Here is a 22,705-nt window from a genome sequence, read left to right as displayed (position 1 = left end):
CGCCCCCGTTCGCGTCCGCCCGCCCCCGCCACCCGTGCCCGCGCTTCCGCGCGCGGGTGCGCCATGATGTCCCGTATGCGCGTGACGATCCGAGCCCCCCGCCCCGATGACGTCGTCCCCTACGCCGAGGCGGTGCGGCGCTCCGCCGCGCACATCGGGCGGTGGAACCCGGTGGAGCCGGACGGCATGCCGGACCTGCTGAGCCGTCAGGGCGCGGGCCTGCGGACGTTCATGATCGTCGACACCGAGACCGGCGGCCTGGTCGGCAAGTGCAACGTGGCCAACATCGTGATGGCGCGGTTCTGCAACGGGGTGCTGGGCTACGACTCGTACGAGCCGTTCGTCGGGACCGGCCGGATGTCGGAGGGCATGCGGCTGGTGGTGGAGCGCTGCTTCACGCGGCCGGAGCGCGGCGGGCTGGGGCTGCACCGGCTGGAGATCAACGTCCAGCCGGACAACGAGCGGTCGATCGCGCTGGCCCGCCGGCTGGGCTTCCGGCACGAGGGGCTCACGCCGCGGATGCTGTTCCTCCAGGACGCCTGGCGCGACCACGAGCGCTTCGCGCTGACCGCGGAGGAGTGGCCGACGCCGGTGCGCTGACCGGGGCGGCCGGCCGGTGCGCCGACCGGGGCGGCCGGCCGGGGCGGGGCGCGGCGTTGCGCGCCGTCCGGCGGGCCCGGGGTCCGTATCGTCCGACGGGTGAGCAACCCCGTGCCGCCGCGCCAGACCCCCGACCAGCCCTGGCGGTCCGAGGGGGCGCCGCCCCCTCCGCCGCCGAAGAAGAGGATGCCGGGCGGCTGGACGGGCCTGATCCTCACCGCGCTGGTGGTGTTCCTGCTCTCGGACCTGCTGCTGAGCTTCTTCGGCAACGGCGGGTCCACCACGATCTCGTACACCGAGTTCACCAAGCAGCTGAACGGCGGGAACGTCACCAAGGTCTACGCCAAGGGCGACGCCATCGAGGGCACGCTCAAGAGCGAGCAGCCCAAGCCGGACGGCGAGAAGGGCGACTACACGGAGTTCACCACCCAGCGGCCGGAGTTCGCCACCGACAACCTCTGGGGCACCCTGCAGTCGCAGAACGTCGAGGTGACGGCCCGTCCGGTGGTGCAGCAGCGCAGCTTCCTGGCGAACCTGCTGATCTCGCTGGCTCCGATGCTGCTGCTGATCGGGGTCTGGGTGCTGATCGCCCGCCGGATGTCCGGCGGGATCGGCGGCGGCGCGCTCGGCCGCAAGGCCCCGCCGAAGCCGGTGGACACCAGCCAGGGCAAGCGCACCACCTTCCGGGACGTGGCCGGCATCGACGAGGTCGAGGCCGAGCTCAGCGAGGTGGTCGACTTCCTGAAGAACCCGCAGGCGTACCGCCGGCTCGGCGCGAAGATGCCGCGCGGCGTCCTGCTGTCCGGTCCGCCCGGCACCGGCAAGACGCTGCTGGCCCGGGCCGTCGCCGGGGAGGCGGACGTGCCGTTCTTCTCCGCCTCGGCGTCCGAGTTCATCGAGATGATCGTCGGCGTCGGCGCCAGCCGGGTCCGCGAACTGTTCGCCGAGGCCCGCAAGGTCGCCCCGGCGATCGTGTTCATCGACGAGATCGACACCATCGGCCGCCAGCGCGGCGGCGGTGGCGGCATGGGCGGCCACGACGAGCGCGAGCAGACGCTCAACCAGATCCTCACCGAGATGGACGGCTTCTCCGGCTCCGAGGGCGTCATCGTGATCGCCGCGACCAACCGCGCCGAGGTCCTCGACCCGGCGCTGCTGCGCCCCGGCCGGTTCGACCGCCGGATCACCGTCAGCCCGCCCGACCGGGCCGGCCGCGAGCAGATCCTGAGGATCCACACCCGCCAGGTGCCGCTCGCCGAGGGCACCGACCTGGACGCCGTCGCCCGCACCACGCCCGGCATGACCGGCGCCGACCTGGCCAACCTGGTCAACGAGGCCGCGCTGATCGCCGTCAAGCGCCAGCAGGACGCCGTCGACCAGGCGAACCTCTCCGAAGCGCTGGAGAAGGTCCAGCTCGGCGCGGTGCGCCCGCTGGTGATGCCCCAGCAGGAGCGCGAGCGCACCGCCTTCCACGAGTCCGGGCACGCCCTGCTCGGCATGCTGCAACCCGGCGCCGACCCGGTCCGCAAGATCACCATCGTGCCGCGCGGCCGGGCCCTCGGCGTCACCCTCTCCACCCCCGACACCGACCGCTACTCCTACACCGAGCCCTACCTGCGCGGCCGGATCATCGGCGCGCTCGGCGGGATGGCCGCCGAGCAGGTGGTCTACGGGGTGGTCACCACCGGCGCCGAGAGCGACCTCGAACAACTCACCACCATCGCCCGCTCGATGGCCGGCCGCTGGGGCATGAGCGAGCGGGTCGGCCGGGTCACCGCCGTCCCCAACGACAGCCAGTCCCCGTACGGCCTGGCCGCCGCCCCCACCACGCTGGACGCGGTCGACGAGGAGGCCCGCCGGATCGTCGCCGAGTGCTGGGAGGAGGCCGTCGCCCTGCTGCACCGGCACCGCGACCGGCTCGACGCGCTGGCCGCCGCCCTGCTGGAGGCCGAGACCCTGGACGAGGACGCCGCGTACGCCGCGGCCGGGCTCGGCCGGTCCTGACCCCGCGCCGGACTCCGGGCCGGTCGCTCAGCGGCGCGGCCGCGTCCCCACCGCCCAGCGGAACTCGTTCGCCATCCGCACCGAACCGTCCGGGCGCAGGTACGGCCGCAGCGCCTCCTCCAGCTCCTTGACCACCAGCGCCGTCCCCGCGGCCGCCTCGGCCCGGTCGAACAGGCCGGTGGAGAGCAGGCCGCGGACCGCCGAGTCCAGGCCCGCGTAGGCGAACGGGCAGGCCGCCCGGCCGCCCCCGGACGGGCGCGTCCCCGCCGCCGCCAGCAGCGACTCCAGGGCGCCCGGGCCGGACGCGGCGAACGGGTCCGGCGCGTCGAGCGGCGCGTGCCGGCGGGCCACCTCCAGCACGGCGGCGCTCTCGCAGCGCTCCGGCCGGCCCCAGGCGGCCACCACCAGCTGCCCGCCGGGCAGCGTGCGCTCGGCCGACCAGGCGACCAGCGCGGGCACCGGCGGCTGCTCGAAAACCGTCACCAGGGAGTGCGCCGGGCGGGGGACGGGGTGCGCCGAACGGGCGAGGGCCGCCGCGCCCCCGCCCGGCGCCACCTGCAACCCGCGGGCCGCCGCCAGCTCCCGCAGTCCGCCGTCCGCCTCCACCCCCGCGACCTGCGCGCCGCGCCCGGCGGCGAGCAGCAGCGCCAGCCCGGAGCGGCAGCCGACGCCCAGCAGACTGGTGGCCGCGCCGACCTCCAACCGCCGGTAAACGTCCTGGTAGAGGGGGACGAGCATGCGCTCCTGGATCTCCGCCCAGTCCCGCGCCCGACCGCCGCGCCCCGCCGGGCCGTCCGTCCGGACCCGGTCCACGGTGCTGCCGGTCACCTGCGCTGAAGCCATCGCGGCCTCCCATTCGGTCCTCGGAATCGGCTGCGGCCCCCGCAGCCCGGCCCCCCGGCCCCCCTCCCAGCGAACAGCGGGCGGCCCCCGCCGTCCAGAGGGGTGCGAGCAGGTATCCGTGCGCCGCGGGTGTGCGCCCCGGGGTGTGCGCGGGCGCGGTCCGGTGCGGCGCGGTCCGGTCCGGTGCGACGCGGCGCGGTGCGGCGCGGGGGCGAGGGTCGGTCCGGTGCGGCGCGGCGTGGGGGCGAGGGTCGGTGCGGCGCGGGGGTCGGTGCGGTGCGGGGGCGGGGTTTCGGGCCGGGACGAAACGGATTCACGGTCCGGCCCCGGTTTTCCGTACCATTCGGCCCATGGCTAAGGCACCCGTTCTCACTCCCCAGGCGGACGACTTCCCCCGCTGGTACCAGGACCTCATCAACAAGGCAGAGCTGGCCGACAACGGTCCGGTGCGGGGCACCATGGTCATCCGACCGTACGGCTACGGCCTGTGGGAGCGGATGCAGCAGGAGATGGACGCGCGGATCAAGAAGGCGGGCGCGCAGAACGCCTACTTCCCGATGTTCATCCCGCAGTCCTACCTGACCAAGGAGGCCGAGCACGTCGAGGGCTTCGCCCCCGAGCTCGCGGTGGTCACCCACGGCGGCGGCAAGGAGCTGGAGGAGCCGGTCGTCGTCCGGCCCACCTCCGAGACCATCATCAACGAGTACTTCTCCAAGTGGGTGCAGAGCCACCGCGACCTGCCCCTGCTGATCAACCAGTGGGCCAACGTCGTCCGCTGGGAGCTGCGCCCGCGCGTCTTCCTGCGCACCACCGAGTTCCTCTGGCAGGAGGGCCACACCGCCCACGCCACCTACGAGGACGCCCGCGCGTACGCCTCGCTGATCCACACGGACGTCTACGGCGACTTCATGACCAACGTGCTGGGCATCGACGTGGTGCTCGGCCGCAAGACCGCCAAGGAGCGCTTCGCCGGCGCCATCAACACCCTCACCCTCGAGGGGATGATGGGCGACGGCAAGGCGCTGCAGATGGGCACCAGCCACGAGCTGGGCCAGAACTTCGCCAAGGCGTTCAACACCACCTACCAGCTGCAGGGCGCCGAGCGCGAGTACGTCTGGCAGACCTCCTGGGGCGTCTCCACCCGCATGGTCGGCGGCCTGATCATGTCCCACGGCGACGACAACGGCCTGCGGGTCCCGCCGCGGCTGGCCGCCGTGCAGGCCGTGGTGCTGGCCATCAAGGGCGACGACGCGGTGCTGGCGAAGGTCCGCGAGATCGGCGCCGCGCTGGAGGCGGCGGGCGTGCGGGTGGTCGTCGACGACCGCACCGACACCCCGTTCGGCCGCCGCGCCGTCGACTGGGAGCTCAAGGGCGTCCCGCTGCGGATCGAGGTCGGCCCGCGCGACCTGGAGGCCGGCACCGCGATGCTGGTGCGCCGGATCGCCGGCGGCAAGGAGCCGGTCACGGTCGACTCCCTGGCCGCGATCGTCCCCGGCATCCTGGAGGAGGACCAGGCGCAGCTGCTGCGCGAGTCCCGCGAGCGCCGCGAGGCCCGCACCGTGGACGTCAAGACCATCGAGGAGGCCGCCGAGGCCGCCACCACCGGCTGGGGCCGGATCTCCTGGGCCGACCTCGGCCCCGAGGGCGAGGCCAAGTTGGCCGAGCAGGGTGTTTCGGTGCGCTGCCTGATCGCCGAGGACGGCTCCGTGCCGGCCGCCGACGACCAGCCCGGCAACCTCGCCCTGGTCGCCCGCGCGTACTGAGCCGCCCGCCGCGGCCGCCCCTCCCGGGCGGCCGCGGACCGGCTCCCGGCCGGCCCCGGACCCGTGAACTGCGCGATCGGCGGCTCTCCCGGCGAATTCCGGAAACCCGGTCCGCGTCACGGCAGTTGAGCTACTCACCAGTCAACTCCCCGAGGTAGTCGACAAGCGGTACGGTGTACGGCCCGTGGCCCTGTCAATTTTCGGACAGGACGCGGGCCGTCCGTCGTGGGGATGTTGGGCTCCGCGGCGGATGCCGAGAGCCCGGCGAAACCCGCCGGTTCGATACGTGCAGGGGGTTGGTCTTGCGTCAGTCCGGAGCCGCGCAATTCGCGCGCGGAAGTGCGTTTCTGAGAGTCCGCTGGGAATTCCCCGACCTGGGTGCCCGCCGGAACACCACCTCTCTCTCCATCGTTGGTACAGCGTGAGCACGACACAGCCCCTCGTCCTCGCGGCCGAACTGGCCGCCGCCTGGAGTGACATCCAGGCCCACCACCGGGACCTGCCCGATCTGGCGTCGCCCGAGGCGCTGATCGGCGAGTCCTCGTCCGCCTGCGGCACCCAGCTCAACTTCGAGCGACTGCTGCACGAGGCCGCCCACGGCCTGGCCGCCGCCCGGGAGATCCGCGACACCTCGCGGGCCGGCCGCTACCACAACCGCCGCTTCCTGCTGCTCGCCTCCGAGCTGGGCCTGGCCCACCCGGTCGAGCCGCACGCCAGCAGCGGCTTCTCCCAGGTGACGATGGGGCACGAGACCCGCGACCGCTACGCCGAGACCATCGAGCGTCTCGACCGCGCGCTCGGGGCGCACCAGCTCGCCGTCGCCGGCGAGGGCAACCACCGCGCCTTCCGCGGGCCGGCCGCACGGCACGGCTCCTCGGGCGGCGGCGTCCGGGTCAAGGCGGTGTGCGGCTGCGGTCGCAACGTCCGCGTCGTCCCGTCCGTGCTGGCGCAGGCCTCGATCGTCTGCGGCGCCTGCCAGCAGCCCTTCAAGATCGCCTGAACCGTTCCGGGCGACGCCCGGCCGGGATGCTGCTCGGCCGGGACGGTGCTCGACCGGAACGTTGCTCGACCGGGCCGCGGGCGGGGTGCCCGCGGCCCGTCGGCACCCGGAGGTCCCGTCCGGACCGTGCGGGGGCGCGGTCCGGGGGGCCCTCGGCGGTGTGGCACAATGGATGGCTGAGTACTCGGCAGCCTAGACAGGACCCTCTCTCCTAACGGCTGGCGTGTCCCTTGAACGGCACCTCGCGCCGCAGCCCCACGCGGCGGAGCGCTGCTCACCCACGTCAAAACCAGGAGAATCCACACCCGTGGCTGTCAAGATCAAGCTGAAGCGTCTGGGCAAGATCCGCTCCCCGCACTACCGCATCGTCGTCGCCGACTCGCGCACCAAGCGTGACGGCCGCGCGATCGAGGAGATCGGCATCTACCAGCCGACGTACAACCCCTCGAAGATCGAGGTCGACGGCGAGCGCGCCCAGTACTGGCTGTCCGTCGGCGCCCAGCCGACCGAGCCGGTCCTCGCCATCCTCAAGCTGACCGGCGACTGGCAGAAGTTCAAGGGCCTGCCGGCTCCGGAGCCGCTGAAGGTGGCCGAGCCCAAGGTCGAGGACTTCTCGCACCTGTTCGCCAAGGCCGTCGCCGGCTTCGAGGACGCCACCACCGGTGTCGCCATCACCCCGAAGGCCAAGAAGTCGGACAAGGCTGACGAGGCCGAGGCCGCTTCCACCGAGGCCTGAGCATGATCGAGGAAGCCCTCGATCACCTGGTGAAGGGCATCGTCGAGCACCCCGACGAGGTGCAGGTCCGCTCGCGGAACCTGCGCCGCGGCCACACCATCGAGGTGCGCGTGCACCCCGACGACCTCGGCAAGGTGATCGGCCGGGGCGGCCGCACGGCTCGCGCGCTGCGCACCGTGGTCGGCGCCCTGGGCGGACGCAACGTCCGGGTCGACCTGGTCGACGTGGGCAGCCTCCGCTGACCTCCGCTCGACCGCCGAGGGCGCCGACCGCCAGGTCGGCCAACCGGGTTTCAGGACCGGCCGGGACGCATCCGTCCCGGCCGGTCCTTCCCGTTTCCGGGTCCTTCCCGCTATCCGGGATCTTCCCGGCTCCGGGAGCTCTCCGTTCCGGGGGCTCCCCGCTTCCCACCAGTGCCATCACCTCTCAGGAGAACGATCACCGTGCAGCTCGTCGTCGGCAGGATCGGCCGCGCCCACGGCATCCGGGGGGACGTCAGTGTCGAAGTCCGCACCGACGAGCCGGAGCTGCGGCTCGGGCCCGGCGCGGTCCTCTTCACCGACCCCGCCGCCATCGGACCGTTGACCGTCGAGACCGGCCGGGTGCACAGCGGACGCCTGCTGCTGCGCTTCGCCGGCGTCAAGGACCGCACCGCCGCCGAGGCCCTGCGCGGCACCATGCTGATCGCCGAGGTCGACCCGGACGAGACCCCCGACGACCCGGACGAGTACTACGACCACCAACTCATCGGCCTGGACGTGGTGCTGGCCGACGGCACCCCGGTCGGCGAGCTCACCGAGGTGCTCCACCTCCCGTACCAGGACCTGCTCACCGTCCAGCGCCCCGACGGCACCGAGGTGCTGATCCCGTTCGTCGAGCAGATCGTCCCCACCATCGACCTGGACGAGCAGCGCGTCGTCATCACCCCGCCGCCCGGCCTGATCGACGCCGCCGACGCGGGTGCGGGTGCGGGTGCGGAGGAGGGCTCGGGCGACGGCTCGGACGCGGGCCCGGGCGCCGGTCCGGACGCCGGCGAGAACGGCGGCTCGGACGCCGGCGAGAACGGCGGCGGCGCGTGAGCGACCTGCGGATCGACGTCGTCACGATCTTCCCCGAGTACCTGGAGCCGCTGAACGTCTCCCTGGTCGGCAAGGCGCGGGCCCGCGGGCAGCTGGACGTCCACCTGCACGACCTGCGGACCTGGACCACCGACATCCACCGCACCGTGGACGACACCCCCTACGGCGGCGGGCCCGGCATGGTGATGAAGCCCGAGCCGTGGGGCGCCGCCCTGGACGCCGTCCTGGCCGCCGGGCCCGAGGGCGAGGTGCCGACCCTGGTGGTACCCACCCCCAGCGGACGCCCCTTCACCCAGGAGCTGGCCCAGGACCTGGCCGCCCGCCCCTGGCTGGCCTTCGCGCCCGCCCGCTACGAGGGCATCGACCGCCGGGTCATCGAGGAGGCCGCGACCCGGATGCCGGTGGTCGAGACCTCGATCGGCGACTACGTGCTGGCGGGCGGCGAGGTCGCCGTGCTGGTGATGGTCGAGGCGATCGCCCGGCTGCTGCCCGGCGTGCTGGGCAACGCCGAGTCGCACCGCGACGACTCCTTCGCCCCCGGTGCCATGGCCGACCTGCTGGAGGGCCCGGTGTACACCAAGCCCGCCGAGTGGCGCGGCCGGGAGGTGCCGGAGGTCCTGCTCAGCGGCCACCACGGGAAGATCGCCCAGTGGCGGCGCGAGCAGGCGTTCGCCCGCACCCTCGCCAACCGGCCGGACCTGGTGGCCCGGTGGCAGCGCGAGGCGTTCACCAAGAAGGAGCGCGAAGCGCTCAGCGTGCTCGGCCTGGCCTGGGACGAGGCAGACGGCCGATTTCGGTCTGTGGCCGACCCTGTGGAACAATAGGCGACTGCTGTCTGTCGCCCGGCTCCCCTCGCGGGGAGCCAGTGGACCGGTGCCCCCGCCACGGGGGGCTCACCGCCAGCCGAAGCGGCCCGCAGCACCACCCAGTTGACACGAATATCCGTGGGCGGCCCGTGGCGCCTGCGATGGAGAGCAACGATGAGCAACAAGCTCGCTGCTGTCGACGCGGCCTCGCTGCGCACCGACGTCCCCGCCTTCCGCCCCGGCGACACCCTCAAGGTGCACGTCCGAGTCATCGAAGGCAACCGCTCGCGCGTCCAGGTCTTCCAGGGCGTCGTCATCCGCCGTCACGGCGCCGGCATCGGTGAGACCTTCACCGTTCGCAAGGTCAGCTTCAACGTCGGTGTCGAGCGCACCTTCCCGGTGCACACCCCGATCGTCGAGAAGATCGAGGTCGTGACCCGCGGTGCGGTCCGCCGCGCCAAGCTGTACTACCTGCGCGACCTCCGCGGCAAGGCCGCGAAGATCAAGGAGAAGCGCGACGCGTGATCGCGCAGGCTCACCCGGGGTCGGCCCTCCAACCGGTGTAGACCGGGGGGATAAGCTCACCTCCGATGAGCACGCACGAGCCACCAGCGGACCGCGACGGCAGTCCCGCACCCACGGGTGCGGACTCGCCGCCGCGGTCCGCCGCCGTTTCCGCCCCCGGAGCGGCGACCGGCACCGTCACCGGCACTGCCACCGTCACCGCCCCGGTTTCCGGTACGGACTCCGAAGGTGCGGAAGGCCCGGCGGGCGGGGACGGCCCCGAGGACGCGGGGGACGACGGCCACGGCGGCGGGCGGCGGTGGTCGCGGGACCTGCTGTGGATCGCGGCGGTGTGCGTGGTCGTGCTGCTGCTGGTGAACGCCTTCGTGGTCCGGCCCTTCGCGGTGCCGTCCGGCTCGATGGAGGGGACACTGCGACCGGGCGACCGGGTGCTGGTCAACCAGCTCGCGTACGCCTTCGGCAAGCACCCGCAGCGGGGCGACGTGGTGGTCTTCGACGGCATCGGCTCCTTCCTGCCGTACCAGGACGAACCGTCCGGCCTGAAGAGGCTGCTGGCCGGCGCGGGCCTCGCCCCGGCCGGTGACACGGTCTACGTGAAGCGGGTGATCGGCGTCGGCGGCGACCGGATCACCTGCTGCGGCACCGACGGCCGGCTCAGCGTCAACGGCGTGCCGCTGGACGAGAGCGCCTACCTGCTCCCCGGCGACGCGCCCTCGGCGGTACCGTTCGACATCGTGGTTCCTGACGGCAAGTTGTGGATGATGGGCGACCACCGCAGCGCCTCCCGGGACTCCCGCGACCACCTCGGCGAGCCCGGCGGAGGCGCCGTGCCCGAGGACAAGGTGATCGGCCGCGCGGACTGGGTGATGTTCCCCCTCGGCCGCGCCACCTCCCTCGACCGGCCGGCGGCGTTCGCCGCGATTGAGGGGACCGGTGGCCATGGGGAGCAGAGGTAGACCCAGGACTGCCGCCGCCGCTGCCGCCGGGCCGTCCGACTCCGACCTCGGAGTCGACCCCGACCACGACCCCGCGTCCGGATCCGGGTCGGTGTACCTGCCGCCCGCGGGCGGGACGGAGGGCGCGCCGGGCGCGGAAGGCACGGACGACGCAGACGACGCGCAGGACGCAGCCGGCCACGGCGGCAGCGGTGCGGTCGGCGCCGGCGCGGGCGGTACGGACGGTGTGGTGAGTCGTCCCGTCCGGGGCCGCGCCGAGCGCCGCCGCACCGCCAAGCGTGCCGCGCGCCGCAGCCGTCGCTCCCTCCTGCGCGAACTGCCGGTGATCGTGCTGGTGGCCCTGGTCATCGCGCTGGTGATGAAGACGTTCCTGATCCAGGTGTTCGTGATCCCCTCCGGTTCGATGGAACAGACCCTGCGGATCGGCGACCGGGTCGTCGTGGACAAGCTCACCCCGTGGTTCGGCTCGGAGCCGGAGCGCGGCGAGGTGGTGGTCTTCAAGGACCCGGGCGGCTGGCTGGAGAACGACCACAAGCCGTCCACGGAAGGGCCCGTGCTGCGGAACGTGAAGTCGGTGTTCTCGGCGGTGGGGCTGCTCCCTTCCGACGACGAGCGGGACTTGATCAAGCGGGTGATCGGTGTCGGCGGCGACACCGTCGAGTGCTGCGACGAGCACGGCCGGGTGAGCGTGAACGGCACGCCGCTGGACGAGCCGTACGTCGCGGCCGGCAACTCGCCCTCGCGGATCACCTTCAAGGTGACGGTGCCTCAGGGACGGCTCTGGGTGATGGGCGACCACCGCGACCTGTCCGCCGACTCCCGCTACCACATGGGCAATCCTGGCTCCGGGACGATCCCGGTGGGGAACGTGGTCGGGCGCGCCTTCGTGGTGGCCTGGCCGCTCTCCCACTTCGGTCAACTCGGCGTTCCCGATTCACTCTCCTCCCTGCCGGGGCGGGCGGCCGGATCGGCGGCCATCGGGCCGGTTCCTGCGGAACCCCCGCTCGTTATGGGTGTGTTGGGCGTGCTTCCGCTCCTCACCCGGTACCGCGGCACGCGCCGGAGGGGCGGGCCGGTGGCCGACTGACATCCGGGTCGGCGCGTGGGAGCACGGGCGCGTCGACCGGTAGTGATAGAGAAGTGTGAAGTGCTCGGTTCCGGCCTGGTGTCGTGCCTGCCCCAGTGGGCAAGCCAGAGGCGGGTTTTCGATCGATCGCAGAGTGTGGTGCCCGCTGTGCGGCACTCGTGAGCGCGGGCGCACAGGCGTCCGCACAGCAGGGAGGAGATGTCGTGGGGGATCTGGTGATCGGTGCCCGCTCAGGTGCTCCGGAGCCCGACGGGGAACCCGTGGGCAACCAGGAGGGACTGCCCGCCGGTGGCGGCGAGGACCAGCGGGACGCCGAAGCGGGGGCGGAGGCCGCCGGGGATTCGGCGACACCGTCCAGGCGGGCGCCGAAGCAGCGTTCCTTCTGGAAGGAACTGCCGATCCTGATCGGCATCGCGCTGATCCTGGCCCTGGTGATCAAGACCTTCTTCGTCCAGGCGTTCTCGATCCCCTCCGGGTCGATGGAGAACACGCTCCAGGTCGGTGACCGCGTCCTGGTCGACAAGCTCACCCCGTGGTTCGGCTCGGAGCCGGAGCGCGGCGAGGTGGTGGTCTTCAAGGACCCGGGCGGCTGGTTGAACGACGAGCCGACCCAGCGCAGCGACAACTCCTTCGTGCGCGGCGTGCAGGACGTGTTCAGCTTCATCGGGCTGATGCCGTCCAGCGACGAGAAGGACCTGATCAAGCGGGTCATCGCGGTCGGCGGTGACACCGTGGAGTGCCAGGGCTCCGGCCCGGTCAAGGTGAACGGCATCGCGCTCGACGAGCCGTACATCTTCCCCGGCAACACCCCGTGCGGGGAGAAGCCCTTCGGCCCGGTGAACGTGCCCAAGGGACGGCTCTGGGTGATGGGTGACCACCGAGGCAACTCCCTGGACTCGCGGTACCACATGGACCAGCCCGGCGGCGGAACCGTCCCGGTCGACAACGTGGTCGGCCGTGCGTTCGTGGTGGCCTGGCCGATCGGCGACTGGGCGACGCTGCCCGTCCCGGACACCTTCGACCAGAAGGGTCTGGCCGCCGCCGGACCGCTCGCTCCGACGATGGCCGGTACGGCGCTCGCCGCCCCCGCCGTGTGGTGGGTGCGCAGGCGCCGCCGCTGACCGGAGGGCGATCGGTCGGCTACGCCTCTTGCGCGGGCCGTGGTACCGGCGAGTAATCTGCTCGCACGTGCCACGGCCCGCAGCGCTGTCCGGCCCCGGCCGGCCGGCGGTCGACCGGCGGCGGGCGGACCGGCCGAGAGCGCTCGGCCGGAGCGCCCGAGCACCAGGAGAGGGCGTAACCGATGAGCAGCGTCGCGGAGCGGACACCGCGCACCGGGGCCGGACCGGCCCGCCGCCGGAACACCGCGTCGATCGTGCAGGGCGTGGTGATCGCGCTCGGCTTCGTGATGCTGGTCGGCGGCTTCGGGGTGCTCGCCGTCCAGTACCGGCCCTACCGGATCCCGACCGGTTCGATGAGCCCGACCCTGGAGTCCGGCGACACCGTCCTGGCCCGCACCGGCGGATCCGCCGGCCGCGGCGACATCGTGGTCTTCCAGGACCAGGACTGGGGCGACGCGACCTTGGTGAAGCGCGTGGTCGCGGTCGGCGGCGACACCGTCTCCGGTGACCGCGAAGGACGGATCACCGTCAACGGGCACCAGGTGTCCGAGCCCTACCTGGCCCCCGTCCGGATGAACACGACCGAGTTCTCGGTCACGGTGCCCGAGGGGCGGCTGTTCCTGCTCGGCGACTTCCGCGGCAACTCCCTGGACTCGCGAAGCCACCTCGACGTGGCCTTCGGTTCGGTGCCCGCCTCCGAGGTGAAGGCGAGGGTGGAAGCGGTGATCCAGCCGCTGTCCCGGGCCGGGCTGGAGCGGCGCGTCCCGGCCTTCGACGCGCTGGGCGCGCCCGGCGCGCACCGGGCCGGTCCGCTGCTGCCCGCCGCCTGGACGGCGGTCGGCGGCGCGGTGCTGATCGTGGCGGCCTCCGCGGCGGGCTGGGCGGTCTCGCTGACCCGGTGGCTGCGGGGCCGACGGCGGAGGGCCTGACCCCGGGGCCGGCGGCGCGCCGGCCCGGGCGCCGCCACCTGCCAGGAGGCGCACCCAGTGCCTCAGGACGGAGCTGAACCAGATGGCCGTCGAGCACCGCCGAGCCGTTCGGGTGCTGCTGCTGGACCCGGACGGGCGCGTCTTGCTGCTGCGCGGGACGGACCCGGCCGCGCCGGGGACCACTTGGTGGATCACGCCAGGCGGCGGCATCGAGCCGGGCGAGAGCCCGGCTGCGGCGGCCCGGCGCGAACTGGCCGAGGAGATCGGGCTGACGGACGTGGACTGGGGACCGCTGGTCGGGTACGGCACGGCGGAGTTCTCCTTCCGGGGCAGGGAGTACCGACAGGAGCAGTGGTTCCGGCTGGCCCGCACCACACGGACCGCGGTGTCACTGACGGAGGGTGGAGCGGACGAGCACGCGCTGTTGCTGGCCGTCCGCTGGTGGACGCCGGACGAGTTGAGGACCACCGGGGAGACCGTCCACCCGCGCGGACTGGCCGAACTGGTGGAACGGGTTCTGACCGAAGGGCCGCCAGAACCACCAGTAAGGCTCTGAGTGCGGGTCCGGTGGTCCACAATGGGGTGGACGTGACGAGTGAGGGGACGCTTGGAATGAGTGCCGAAGACCTCGAGAAGTACGAGACCGAGATGGAGCTGAAGCTCTACCGGGAGTACCGGGATGTCGTCGGCCTGTTCAAGTACGTGATCGAGACCGAGCGTCGCTTCTACCTGACGAACGACTACGACCTCCAGGTGCACTCCGTGCAGGGCGAGGTGTTCTTCGAAGTGTCGATGGCGGATGCCTGGGTCTGGGACATGTACCGACCGGCCCGGTTCGTCCGGAAGGTCCGTGTGCTGACGTTCAAGGACGTGAACATCGAGGAGCTGGCCAAGAGCGATCTTGAGCTGCCCTCGGACGACTCCGCCTTCGGGAACTGACCACCCCGCGGCCGGGCGGCCGGTCTCCCTCGGGCCCGGTGCCCGGCGGGGACGGCACGGCCGACCGTGCCCTCCTGCCAGGGCCGTCGCACCTCCGTGAGCTGCGGCGGTGCCCGGGCCACCGAGACTGGCCGCGCTGATCGGGCACTGTCCAGCGCATTTTTCGATTTGTCGCTCGAACGGGTGACCTGAGTTATCCACAGGCCCGGGTTATCCACAGGTCTGGCGATCCCGCTGGCCCGCCCCCGGCGTCTGACGGCAACCTTCCGGCCGGAGGTGATTGCCGTGCAGAACCCCAACAAGATTTCCACCAACGGCCTCGGACGCTACGGCGAGGAGGTCGCCGCCCGCCGGCTCGCCGAGGACGGCCTGTACATCCTGGAACGCAACTGGCGCTGCGCCGACGGCGAGCTCGACATCGTCGCGCTCGACGGGGACGCCCTCGCGATCTGCGAGGTGAAGACCCGCTCCGAGCGGGGCTTCCAACAGCCCGCCGAGGCGATCGACCAGACCAAGGCCGACCGGTTGCGCCACCTCGCCGAGCGCTGGCTCGCCGAACGCTGGCCGGTGCACTTCTCCCGACTCGTGCTCGCCGTCGAACGGGCCGGGGGCGCCGACCCGCAGCCCGACGCGGAGAGCGGCGGGCCGGCCCCGCCGCCGCCCGGCGGCATCCGCATCGACTTGGTCGCCGTGGTCAACCCCCGCCGGGGCGCGGCCGCGGTCGAGCACCTGCGCGGGGCGGTGTGAATGGCCTTTGCCCGCACCTGCTCGGTCGCCCTGGTCGGCGTGGACGGCATCGTGGTCGAGGTCCAGGCCGACCTCGAACCCGGACTCGCGGCCTTCAGCCTGGTGGGCCTCGCCGACAAGGCCCTCCTGGAAGCCCGCGACCGGGTCCGCGCCGCCGTGTCCAACAGCGGAGAGAAATGGCCGCTGCGGAAACTCACCGTGGGCCTCACCCCGGCCTCCGTACCCAAGAGCGGCAGCGGGTACGACCTCGCGGTGGCCTGCGCCGTCCTGGCAGCCGCCGAACGGCTCGACCCCGCGTCGATCGACGGCCTGCTGATCATCGGAGAGCTCGGACTGGACGGCCGGGTGCGCCCGGTGCGCGGAGTCCTGCCCGCGGTGCTGGCGGCGGCCGACGCCGGCTACCGGCAGATCGTGGTCGCCGAGCAGACCGCCGCCGAAGCGAAACTGGTGCCCGGCGTCTCCGTCCTCGGAGTGCGCAGCCTGCGCCAGCTCATCGCGATCCTCACCCACGCCCCCGTCCCCGACGAACCGCCCGACCCGCCCAACGGCCGCCCCGACTCCTCGTTCGCCGGACTGCTGCTGCCCGGCCTCGGCGTCCGCGACCTCGCCTCCGAACCGGCCCTCCGCCCCGACCTCGCCGACGTGGCCGGGCAGTACGAGGCCCGCCAAGCCCTGGAGATCGCCGCAGCGGGCGGCCACCACCTCTACCTGAAGGGCCCACCGGGAGCCGGCAAGACGATGCTGGCCGAACGGCTCCCGGCCCTGCTCCCACCGCTCACCCCCGCCGAAGCCCTCGAAGTGACCGCGATCCACTCCGTGGCCGGCCTGCTCCCACCCGACCGCCCCCTGATCGACACCCCGCCCTACTGCGCCCCGCACCACTCGACGACCATGCCCGCCATCATCGGCGGCGGAACGGGACTGCCCAGGCCCGGGGCCGTCTCCCTCGCCCACCGCGGCGTGCTGTTCCTCGACGAGGCGCCCGAATTCCCGGTCCGGGTCCTCGACGCGCTGCGCCAACCCCTGGAGTCGGGGGAGGTGATGATCGCCAGAGCCGCGGGCTCGATGCGGTTGCCCGCCCGCTTCCTGCTCTGCCTGGCCGCCAACCCCTGCCCCTGCGGCCGCTATTCACTGAGAGGAGAAGGATGCGAATGCACCCCCGTCATGGTCAACCGCTACCAGGCCAGGCTGTCCGGTCCGCTGCTGGACCGGGTGGACCTCCAGGTGCAGGTTGCCGGAGTCACCAAGGCCGAGCTGATGCAGCGAGGCGGAAAGGCCGAGAGCACGGCGACGGTCGCCGCACGCGTGCGGGAGGCCCGGGCGCGGGCCGCCGCTCGCCTCGTCGACACCCCGTGGCGGACCAACGCCGAAGTGCCCGGGCACGAACTGCGCACGCGCTGGCAACTCGCACCCGGATCGCTGGCCGACGCCGAACGTGACCTCGACCGGGGCCTGCTCACCGCGCGCGGCCTCGACCGCGTCCTACGGGTGGCCTGGACGGTCGCCGACCTGGCCGGCCGGAACTGCCCGAACCGGTCCGACGTCCAGACCGCGCTCACCCTCCGCACCGGGGTCCAGCGCGTCCTCCGCCCGACCGACCGCAGGAACGACCCGCGCTACCCGTACGCCGACGCGGACACCGACCCGGGAGAAGCGTTCTGACCCGGCCTCACCTGCCGGGGTGGCAAGACGCCGGCAGCGGAGCGGACCCGGCCGACGGGCGGGTCGTCCCTTCGGCCACCCAGTACGGCAGAGGCAGAGCACGGCAGAGGCAGAGCACGGCACAGACAGAAGGAGCACCGATGACCGCACACCCCGTACCCCGCGACCACACCGGCCGGTCCGCTGCCCCACCGGAAGCGCCGACGGCCGACCGGCCCGCACCGTGCGGCGCCGCCCACCGGTTCGGCACTGCACGATCCGGCGGCGGAGGCCTTGACCACTGGCGGCGCCCGGACGGCACCGGGTCGGGCGGGCCACCCGGCCGCTCGGGCCTGCCGAACCTGCCTGACACCCCCGCCGACCAGGCCGGCACCCGCACGGCGTGCGACGGTGGCGAACGACTCCGGCAGCCGGTCCGTGGCGGCGATCCACCGGTGGTGCACCGGGCACGTCACGGACCGCCGGAACCGGTCCGGACCGCACCGGGAGCCGACGGCCCCGGCACCATGGCCCCGACCCCGACCCCGACCCCGACCCCGACTGCCGCGGACCGGCCCGAGGCCGTACACCGCGCACCGCCGGTCGCGGCCACCGAACGCGCCTTCCCCGCCGGAACCGCGCGGGTCGAGCACCGGGCCATCCGACCCACGGCGTGGGCCGCGCCAACGGTCCCGCCCGATCCACCGGAGCCCGAGCGGATCTCCCGGGCGGCGCTCACCCGACTGATCGAACCGGGCGACGCCGCGATCGGCCGAGCCGTCCAACGGCACGGCGTGGTGGGGCTGGTCCAGGGGTTCTACGAAGGAGCACCCGCGAACCGGCTGGGGCTCGGCGCCGACCGGATCACCGCCTACCAGGAGAGGCTGCGAAAGTTCAACCCGGTCACCGACCTGGAACGGATCGCCAAGCTCGGTGGGAGGTTCATCATTCCGGGCGACAGCGAGTGGCCCTCCCAGCTCGACGACCTCGGCGACAGCCGCCCGATCGGGCTGTGGGTCCGCGGCCTGCCGTCACAGCGGCTGCCGTCGCTGCGCCTGCTCGCGCTGCGGTCGGTCGCCGTCGTCGGGGCGCGGGCCTGCACCGCGTACGGGCGCCACGTCGCCGGCCAGCTCGGCTCCGAACTGGCCGAGCGCGGCTGGGTGGTGGTGTCCGGTGCGGCGTACGGGGTGGACACCGCCGCGCATCTCGGGGCGCTGGCGGTCAACGGAATGACGATCGCCGTGCTCGCCAGCGGCGTCGACATCTGCTACCCGCGCGGGAACGAGTCGCTGATCGAACGGATCGGCCGGGACGGGCTGCTGGTGAGCGAGCTGGCGCTCGGGATGAACCCCACCCGGTTCAGGTTCGTGCTGCGGAACCGGGTGATAGCGGCGCTCACCCGCGGCACGGTGGTGGTCGAGGCCGCACCGCGCAGCGGCGCGCTCAGCACCGCGCGGCGGGCCCGCGACCTCAACCGGCACACCATGGGCATCCCCGGCCCGATCACCTCCGAACTCTCGGCGGGCGTCCACACGTTGATCAGGAACGGGGCGGCCATCATGGTCACCAGCGGCGCCGAGGTGGGCGAGCTGATCGGCGCGATCGGGTCCGACCTGGCGCCGGAGCGGGTCGGCCCGATCCTGCCGCGGGACGCGCTGGAACCACCGGTGGCCCGGGTCCTGGAAGCCGTCCCGGCGAGCGCGGACGGCGCGCCGGTCCAGCGACTCGCCCACTACGCGGCGCTCTCCGAGGCCACCACCGTCCAGCACCTCCACGAACTGAGCTCGCTCGGCTTCGTCGAGCGGCACGGAGCGCACTGGAGGCTGGTGCGTCGGAAGTGATCGCATCCGGGCAGAGCCGGACAGGCTGCGGGGCTCCGAACGGGTCAATCGGTCAACAGGAGGTGATGCAGGCCGAGTTGAGGGACGATGGCGGACCGGCCGGTTCGGTCGGAGTGCCGCGCCGAGGGCCGGACCCGGGCCGTCCGGAGGTGGCGCGCAGATCCGTGCCGGTCAACGGGTCGGCCGGGCGGGGAGGGTCCGGGACACGCCGGAGACCCGCCCGCGACGCGCCGGTGCCGCCCTTTGCTGCCACCGGATCGGGCGACGCCCGAGTGGCGGTAGCACTGTGCAGCGACTCGGTCACGCTACGCTCGCTTATGGCGTCCCTATCAGCACATGACTCGGCAGAACGGCGCAGACCAACGCATGCCCACTCACATTCCCGGACACAGGGTGACCGGTGACGGTCGGTCCCCGGACGGGACGGGGGCCGAGACCCACAGCACCGCGGAACTGCGGCCCAGATCCTCGGGAGTCGTGGGAATGACGAGGCCGGGCAGCGTCCCGGCCGCGACCCCACAGCCCCAGGCCCGTCCCGTCCCGTCCTCGCCCCTCCCGCGCCCACCGGCCCCGTCGGGGCCCGCGGCCCGGCCCGGCCCGGTGCGCCCACCGGCCGACCGGCCGGGCCAGGTGCTGCCCTGTCCACAGGTGGCACCGCCCGGCGTGGCGGCGAAGCCGCGATCGCTCGGGGCCGAGGACACCGGTGCGGTGACCGGCACGGGTGCCCGAACGATCGGACCGACCATGGCGGGCGGCGCCAAGTCCACGGGTGCCCAGTCCGCCGGTGCCAAGACCAGGAGCGTGAAGGTCGGCGGCCAGGGCGGTGCCGGGCAGCCCGGCAGCGCCCCGGGCAGCGGTGCCCCGGGCGGTGGCGGGCAGGGTGGGGCAGAGCGGGACGGTGGAGAGTGGGGCATCGACGGGTCGCGCTCCGGACCGGCCACCGCCGAGCCCCCGGTCTCGCCTCAGCCTCCGTCCGGAGCCGGGCGGTCGGCGCGCGGTCAGGCCAAGCGGGGCGCGCGGGCGAAGGCGAAGGACTCGTCCGTCCGCAGCGCCCAGGTCCGCAGGCAGGCGGGCGGACCACCACCCGCGCGCTCGCCGGAACCCCCGGACCGGAACCTCGGTGAGCGCCCGGCCACCGGGCAGGGCGCGCCACCGTCGGTGCCACTGCCCGCTCCGGCCCCGGGCTCGGCTCCGGCTTCCGGGCCAGCGGCGACGCCGGCCCGGCCCGCGGCTCCGGACGGAGTCGACGGCGCGGTCGCGGTGCGGCCGGTCGAGGAGGCGTCCGCGAAGAGCGGCGGCCACGGGGGCGCGCCGGGCGGCGGCGGGGCAGGCGCGGGGACGGACACGCGGGTCGGTGCGACGGTGCCCGCACCGGCTGCGGCACCCGCTTCGGCACCGGATGCGGCCGTCGGCGCGCGCGGCGGTACGGCGGACGAGGGCAAGGGCGGCGACCGCCCGAAGGACGCCGACCAGTCGGCGTTGCAGGCGCTGTGGCGCTCGTACAAGGACACCGGCGACCACGGGCTCCGGGACCAGCTGATCCTGCACTACTCGCCGCTGGTGAAGTACGTGGCGGGCCGGGTCGGGGTCGGGCTGCCGGCCAACGTGGAGCAGGCGGACTTCGTCTCCTCCGGGGTGTTCGGGCTGATCGACGCCATCGAGAAGTTCGACATCGACCGGGCGATCAAGTTCGAGACCTACGCGATCAGCCGGATCCGCGGTGCGATCATCGACGAACTGCGGGCGCTGGACTGGATCCCCAGGTCGGTCCGGCAGAAGGCCAAGGCCGTCGAGCGGGCCTACGCCACGCTGGAAGCCCGGCTGCGGCGGTCTCCGCACGACCCCGAGGTCGCGGCGGAGATGGGAATCTCGCTGGACGACCTGCACACCATTTTCAGCCAGTTGTCGCTGGCCAACGTGGTGGCGCTGGACGAACTGCTGCACTCGGCGGGCGAGGGCGGCGACCGGCTGACCCTGATGGAGACGCTGCCGGACAGCGGCGCGGACAACCCGGTCGAGATCGCCGAGGACCGCGAGCTGCGCCGGCTGCTCGCCTCGGCGGTCAACACCCTCCCCGAGCGGGAGAAGACCGTCGTGACGCTCTACTACTACGAGGGCCTGACGCTGGCGGAGATCGGCCAGGTGCTCGGGGTGACGGAGAGCAGGGTCAGCCAGATCCACACCAAGTCGGTGCTGCAACTGCGGGCCAAGATGTCCGACGCCCGGTGAGCGGGGCCCGGCGCGGGGCGTCGGGCCCGCCGGGGCCGGGCGGTGCGGGCCGGGGCGCGACGGGACGTGACGGGACGTGACGGGCGTGGAGCGGCGCGTGATGGCCGGTGGGTACGCGATGTCGTGTCCGCCGGTCGTCGGCGTCCGTAGAGTTGGTCCGTGCCGAAAATCCGGGCGGCCACGGTGGCCGAGCATCGACAGTTGCAGCAGGCAGCGCTGCTGGACGCCGCACGCGTCCTGCTGGCGGAGGGCGGCCGGGAGGCGCTGAGCTTCGGCGCGCTCGCGGCGCGCGCCGGTCTCGCGCGCTCCTCGGTGTACGAGTACTTCCGCTCCAAGTCCGAGCTGGTGGAAGCGCTCTGCACGGCCGACCTCCCGCTCTGGGCCGCCGAGATCGAAGCGGGCATGGCCGCCTGCGACAGTCCGGCCGAGCGGATCGAGGCGTACGTCCGCGGCCAGGTGTCGCTGGCCACCGACCCGGTGCACCGGGCCGTGGTGGCCGTCGCCGAGTACGAACTCGACGACGCCGCGCGGGCCAGGATCAGGGCGGCCCACGCCGGGCTGACCACCATGGTGGTGCGCACCCTGGAGGAGCTCGGCCACGGCCGGCCCGGAGTCGCGGCCTCGCTGCTCCAGGGCGTGGTGGAGGCGGCGGTCCGCCAGTGCGGACGCGTCCGGGGCGAGGACGGCGCACCCGCGGCCGAGGCCGTCCGGGAGATCGCCGACACCGCGGTGCGCTTCGCCCTCGACGGCCTGCGCTCGAGAGACCGGCAGCGGGCCGACGCGCAGCACCGGCCCGACCGCGCGCCCGAGGGCGGCGCGGACGGCGCGGACGGCGCGGAAGATTCGAGCAACACGAGCAGCGCGAGCAGCACGAGCAGCACGAACAGTGCGAACGCAGCGAACAGCCCTGGCCGGGCGTGCGGGCGGTCGCGACGGGGCGGGAGCTGACTTCGCGTCAGGGCGGGGTGAGCGGCAGCAGCCGGGCCCGGCCGGAGCCGAGCAGGGCGAGCGGGTCGAGGTAGCGCTCGCCGCGCAGCAGGCCCCAGTGCAGGCACCCGACCGGGCAGTGGCCGGAATCGGCGGTCAGCACCCCGATCGGGTCGCCCGCCGCGACGCCGGTGCCGACCGGCACGGAGCCCGCCACCGGCAGGTAGGTGGTCCGCAGCGGGGGAGTGCCCGAGCCGGGGTGCGTCACCACGACCACCGGACGCCCGGCCACCAGACCGGCGAAGGTCACCACCCCGGGCGCCGCCGCCCGCACCGCCGTGCCCGGGGAGGCCGCCAGGTCCACACCGCGGTGTCCCGCGGCCCAGCGCGCCGGCGGCGGCTCGAACCGCCGCAGTAGCCCCGAGCGCCCGCCCACCGGCCACACCCGCCCCGGCCCGGGTCCCAGCGCGGCGGTGCGCCCCACCAGGAGCGGCCCGGCCGCAGAAGCCTCCGCCGCCGCCCTCGGCACGAACCCGCCGAACGCCGACAGCAGCACCAGCGTCGGCACCAGCACCAGCGGCAACGCCGTCCTCGCCCCCGCCCCCACCCCAGAAGCCCGCGCCGACACCCGCGCCCGCAGCGCCCGCAGCCTCCGTCGCCCCCAGCCACCCCGTCCGTGCACCCCGCACCTCCGCGTCGACTCCCGTACCGCCCGCCGGACCCACCCGCCGGACCCACCCGCCGGACCCATCCACCGGGCCCCTCCACCGGGGCGGTCACCAGGATGGGGTCGGCGGGGCCCGTCGCGCGCGTCGGTTCCGGGGCCTGTGGACAGACCGGGGGCTGTGGACAACTGCCGTCCCCCGCAGGGGTGAACGGTGGGCGGCGGGCCGGTCCGGACGGCGCTGAACAGGGCGGTGGGAACGCCGGGA

At 73.8% G+C, this 22,705-nt stretch carries 21 protein-coding genes and 1 pseudogene; 20 read left to right on the top strand and 2 right to left on the bottom strand.

Annotated elements, in window-relative coordinates; genetic code table 11:
- Nucleotides 1-75: 75 nt before the first annotated feature.
- Both ACIQVD_RS31090 and ftsH read left to right on the top strand, forming a co-directional pair.
- Entirely contained in the window at nt 76-600 is a 525-nt protein-coding gene (locus ACIQVD_RS31090) for a GNAT family N-acetyltransferase (protein WP_402292415.1), read from the top strand.
- Nucleotides 601-699: 99 nt separating this feature from the next.
- Nucleotides 700-2,604, top strand: a complete 1,905-nt coding sequence (gene ftsH / locus ACIQVD_RS31085) for an ATP-dependent zinc metalloprotease FtsH (RefSeq protein ID WP_400692757.1) — start codon at nt 700-702, stop codon at nt 2,602-2,604.
- 27 nt (nt 2,605-2,631) lie between these two features.
- Here ftsH and ACIQVD_RS31080 read toward each other — a convergent pair whose 3' ends face one another.
- Nucleotides 2,632-3,447, bottom strand: coding sequence for an SAM-dependent methyltransferase (locus tag ACIQVD_RS31080; RefSeq protein WP_400692760.1), 816 nt, complete (start codon nt 3,445-3,447; stop codon nt 2,632-2,634).
- A gap of 350 nt (nt 3,448-3,797) precedes the next feature.
- Here ACIQVD_RS31080 and proS point away from each other — a divergent pair, with 350 nt between their 5' ends.
- The 18 genes and pseudogenes from proS to ACIQVD_RS30990 form a co-directional block, all read left to right on the top strand.
- Nucleotides 3,798-5,210 (top strand): proline--tRNA ligase, encoded by a 1,413-nt coding sequence (gene proS, locus ACIQVD_RS31075; RefSeq protein WP_400692762.1) that lies wholly within the window; start codon nt 3,798-3,800, stop codon nt 5,208-5,210.
- A gap of 421 nt (nt 5,211-5,631) precedes the next feature.
- The gene (locus ACIQVD_RS31070) at nt 5,632-6,210 is read left to right on the top strand and encodes a hypothetical protein (RefSeq protein WP_030458815.1); all 579 of its coding nucleotides are present in this window, start codon (nt 5,632-5,634) and stop codon (nt 6,208-6,210) included.
- A 307-nt stretch (nt 6,211-6,517) separates the two neighbouring features.
- A complete protein-coding gene (gene rpsP / locus ACIQVD_RS31065) occupies nt 6,518-6,946 on the top strand; it encodes a 30S ribosomal protein S16 (protein WP_014138264.1) in 429 nt (142 codons plus the stop codon).
- A gap of 2 nt (nt 6,947-6,948) precedes the next feature.
- Nucleotides 6,949-7,188 (top strand): RNA-binding protein, encoded by a 240-nt coding sequence (locus tag ACIQVD_RS31060; protein WP_402292414.1) that lies wholly within the window; start codon nt 6,949-6,951, stop codon nt 7,186-7,188.
- Nucleotides 7,189-7,389: 201 nt separating this feature from the next.
- Entirely contained in the window at nt 7,390-8,025 is a 636-nt protein-coding gene (gene rimM / locus ACIQVD_RS31055) for a ribosome maturation factor RimM (RefSeq protein ID WP_402292413.1), read from the top strand.
- Nucleotides 8,026-8,030: 5 nt separating this feature from the next.
- Nucleotides 8,031-8,849 carry a tRNA (guanosine(37)-N1)-methyltransferase TrmD gene (gene trmD / locus ACIQVD_RS31050; RefSeq protein ID WP_100838478.1) on the top strand — a complete coding sequence of 273 codons (819 nt, stop codon included), beginning with the start codon at nt 8,031-8,033 and terminating at the stop codon, nt 8,847-8,849.
- Between the two features lie 156 nt (nt 8,850-9,005).
- Nucleotides 9,006-9,356 carry a 50S ribosomal protein L19 gene (gene rplS, locus ACIQVD_RS31045; protein WP_099902885.1) on the top strand — a complete coding sequence of 117 codons (351 nt, stop codon included), beginning with the start codon at nt 9,006-9,008 and terminating at the stop codon, nt 9,354-9,356.
- Nucleotides 9,357-9,421: 65 nt separating this feature from the next.
- Nucleotides 9,422-10,312, top strand: a complete 891-nt coding sequence (gene lepB, locus ACIQVD_RS31040; protein ID WP_402292412.1) for a signal peptidase I — start codon at nt 9,422-9,424, stop codon at nt 10,310-10,312.
- Nucleotides 10,296-11,399 carry a signal peptidase I gene (gene lepB, locus ACIQVD_RS31035; RefSeq protein ID WP_402292430.1) on the top strand — a complete coding sequence of 368 codons (1,104 nt, stop codon included), beginning with the start codon at nt 10,296-10,298 and terminating at the stop codon, nt 11,397-11,399. The genes lepB (ACIQVD_RS31040) and lepB (ACIQVD_RS31035) overlap by 17 nt, the downstream gene beginning before the upstream one ends.
- A gap of 203 nt (nt 11,400-11,602) precedes the next feature.
- Nucleotides 11,603-12,520 carry a signal peptidase I gene (gene lepB, locus ACIQVD_RS31030; protein ID WP_400692774.1) on the top strand — a complete coding sequence of 306 codons (918 nt, stop codon included), beginning with the start codon at nt 11,603-11,605 and terminating at the stop codon, nt 12,518-12,520.
- Nucleotides 12,521-12,702: 182 nt separating this feature from the next.
- Nucleotides 12,703-13,449, top strand: a complete 747-nt coding sequence (gene lepB / locus ACIQVD_RS31025; protein WP_402292411.1) for a signal peptidase I — start codon at nt 12,703-12,705, stop codon at nt 13,447-13,449.
- A gap of 82 nt (nt 13,450-13,531) precedes the next feature.
- Nucleotides 13,532-14,005, top strand: coding sequence for an NUDIX hydrolase (locus ACIQVD_RS31020; RefSeq protein WP_111556233.1), 474 nt, complete (start codon nt 13,532-13,534; stop codon nt 14,003-14,005).
- A gap of 56 nt (nt 14,006-14,061) precedes the next feature.
- Nucleotides 14,062-14,388, top strand: a complete 327-nt coding sequence (locus tag ACIQVD_RS31015; protein ID WP_030458804.1) for a DUF2469 domain-containing protein — start codon at nt 14,062-14,064, stop codon at nt 14,386-14,388.
- A 276-nt stretch (nt 14,389-14,664) separates the two neighbouring features.
- The gene (locus ACIQVD_RS31010) at nt 14,665-15,135 is read left to right on the top strand and encodes a YraN family protein (RefSeq protein ID WP_400692780.1); all 471 of its coding nucleotides are present in this window, start codon (nt 14,665-14,667) and stop codon (nt 15,133-15,135) included.
- A complete protein-coding gene (locus ACIQVD_RS31005; protein ID WP_402292410.1) occupies nt 15,136-16,797 on the top strand; it encodes a YifB family Mg chelatase-like AAA ATPase in 1,662 nt (553 codons plus the stop codon). It begins immediately after the preceding gene.
- A 776-nt stretch (nt 16,798-17,573) separates the two neighbouring features.
- On the top strand, nt 17,574-18,617 hold the full coding sequence (gene dprA, locus ACIQVD_RS31000; protein ID WP_402292409.1) for a DNA-processing protein DprA: 1,044 nt from the start codon (nt 17,574-17,576) through the stop codon (nt 18,615-18,617).
- Nucleotides 18,618-19,979: 1,362 nt separating this feature from the next.
- Entirely contained in the window at nt 19,980-20,846 is an 867-nt protein-coding gene (whiG, locus tag ACIQVD_RS30995) for an RNA polymerase sigma factor WhiG (RefSeq protein ID WP_400692786.1), read from the top strand.
- A gap of 183 nt (nt 20,847-21,029) precedes the next feature.
- A pseudogene (locus ACIQVD_RS30990) lies at nt 21,030-21,602 on the top strand (TetR/AcrR family transcriptional regulator); the annotation flags it as partial.
- Nucleotides 21,603-21,801: 199 nt separating this feature from the next.
- Here ACIQVD_RS30990 and ACIQVD_RS30985 read toward each other — a convergent pair.
- Complete coding sequence (locus tag ACIQVD_RS30985) at nt 21,802-22,347, bottom strand: murein hydrolase activator EnvC family protein (protein ID WP_402292429.1); 546 nt, start codon at nt 22,345-22,347, stop codon at nt 21,802-21,804.
- Nucleotides 22,348-22,705: the final 358 nt, after the last annotated feature.

This window comes from Kitasatospora sp. NPDC090308 (assembly GCF_044769485.1).
Lineage (GTDB): Bacteria > Actinomycetota > Actinomycetes > Streptomycetales > Streptomycetaceae > Kitasatospora > Kitasatospora fiedleri.
The sequence above is the reverse complement of the archived record's forward strand: the minus strand, read 5'-3'. Positions and strand labels throughout refer to the sequence as shown.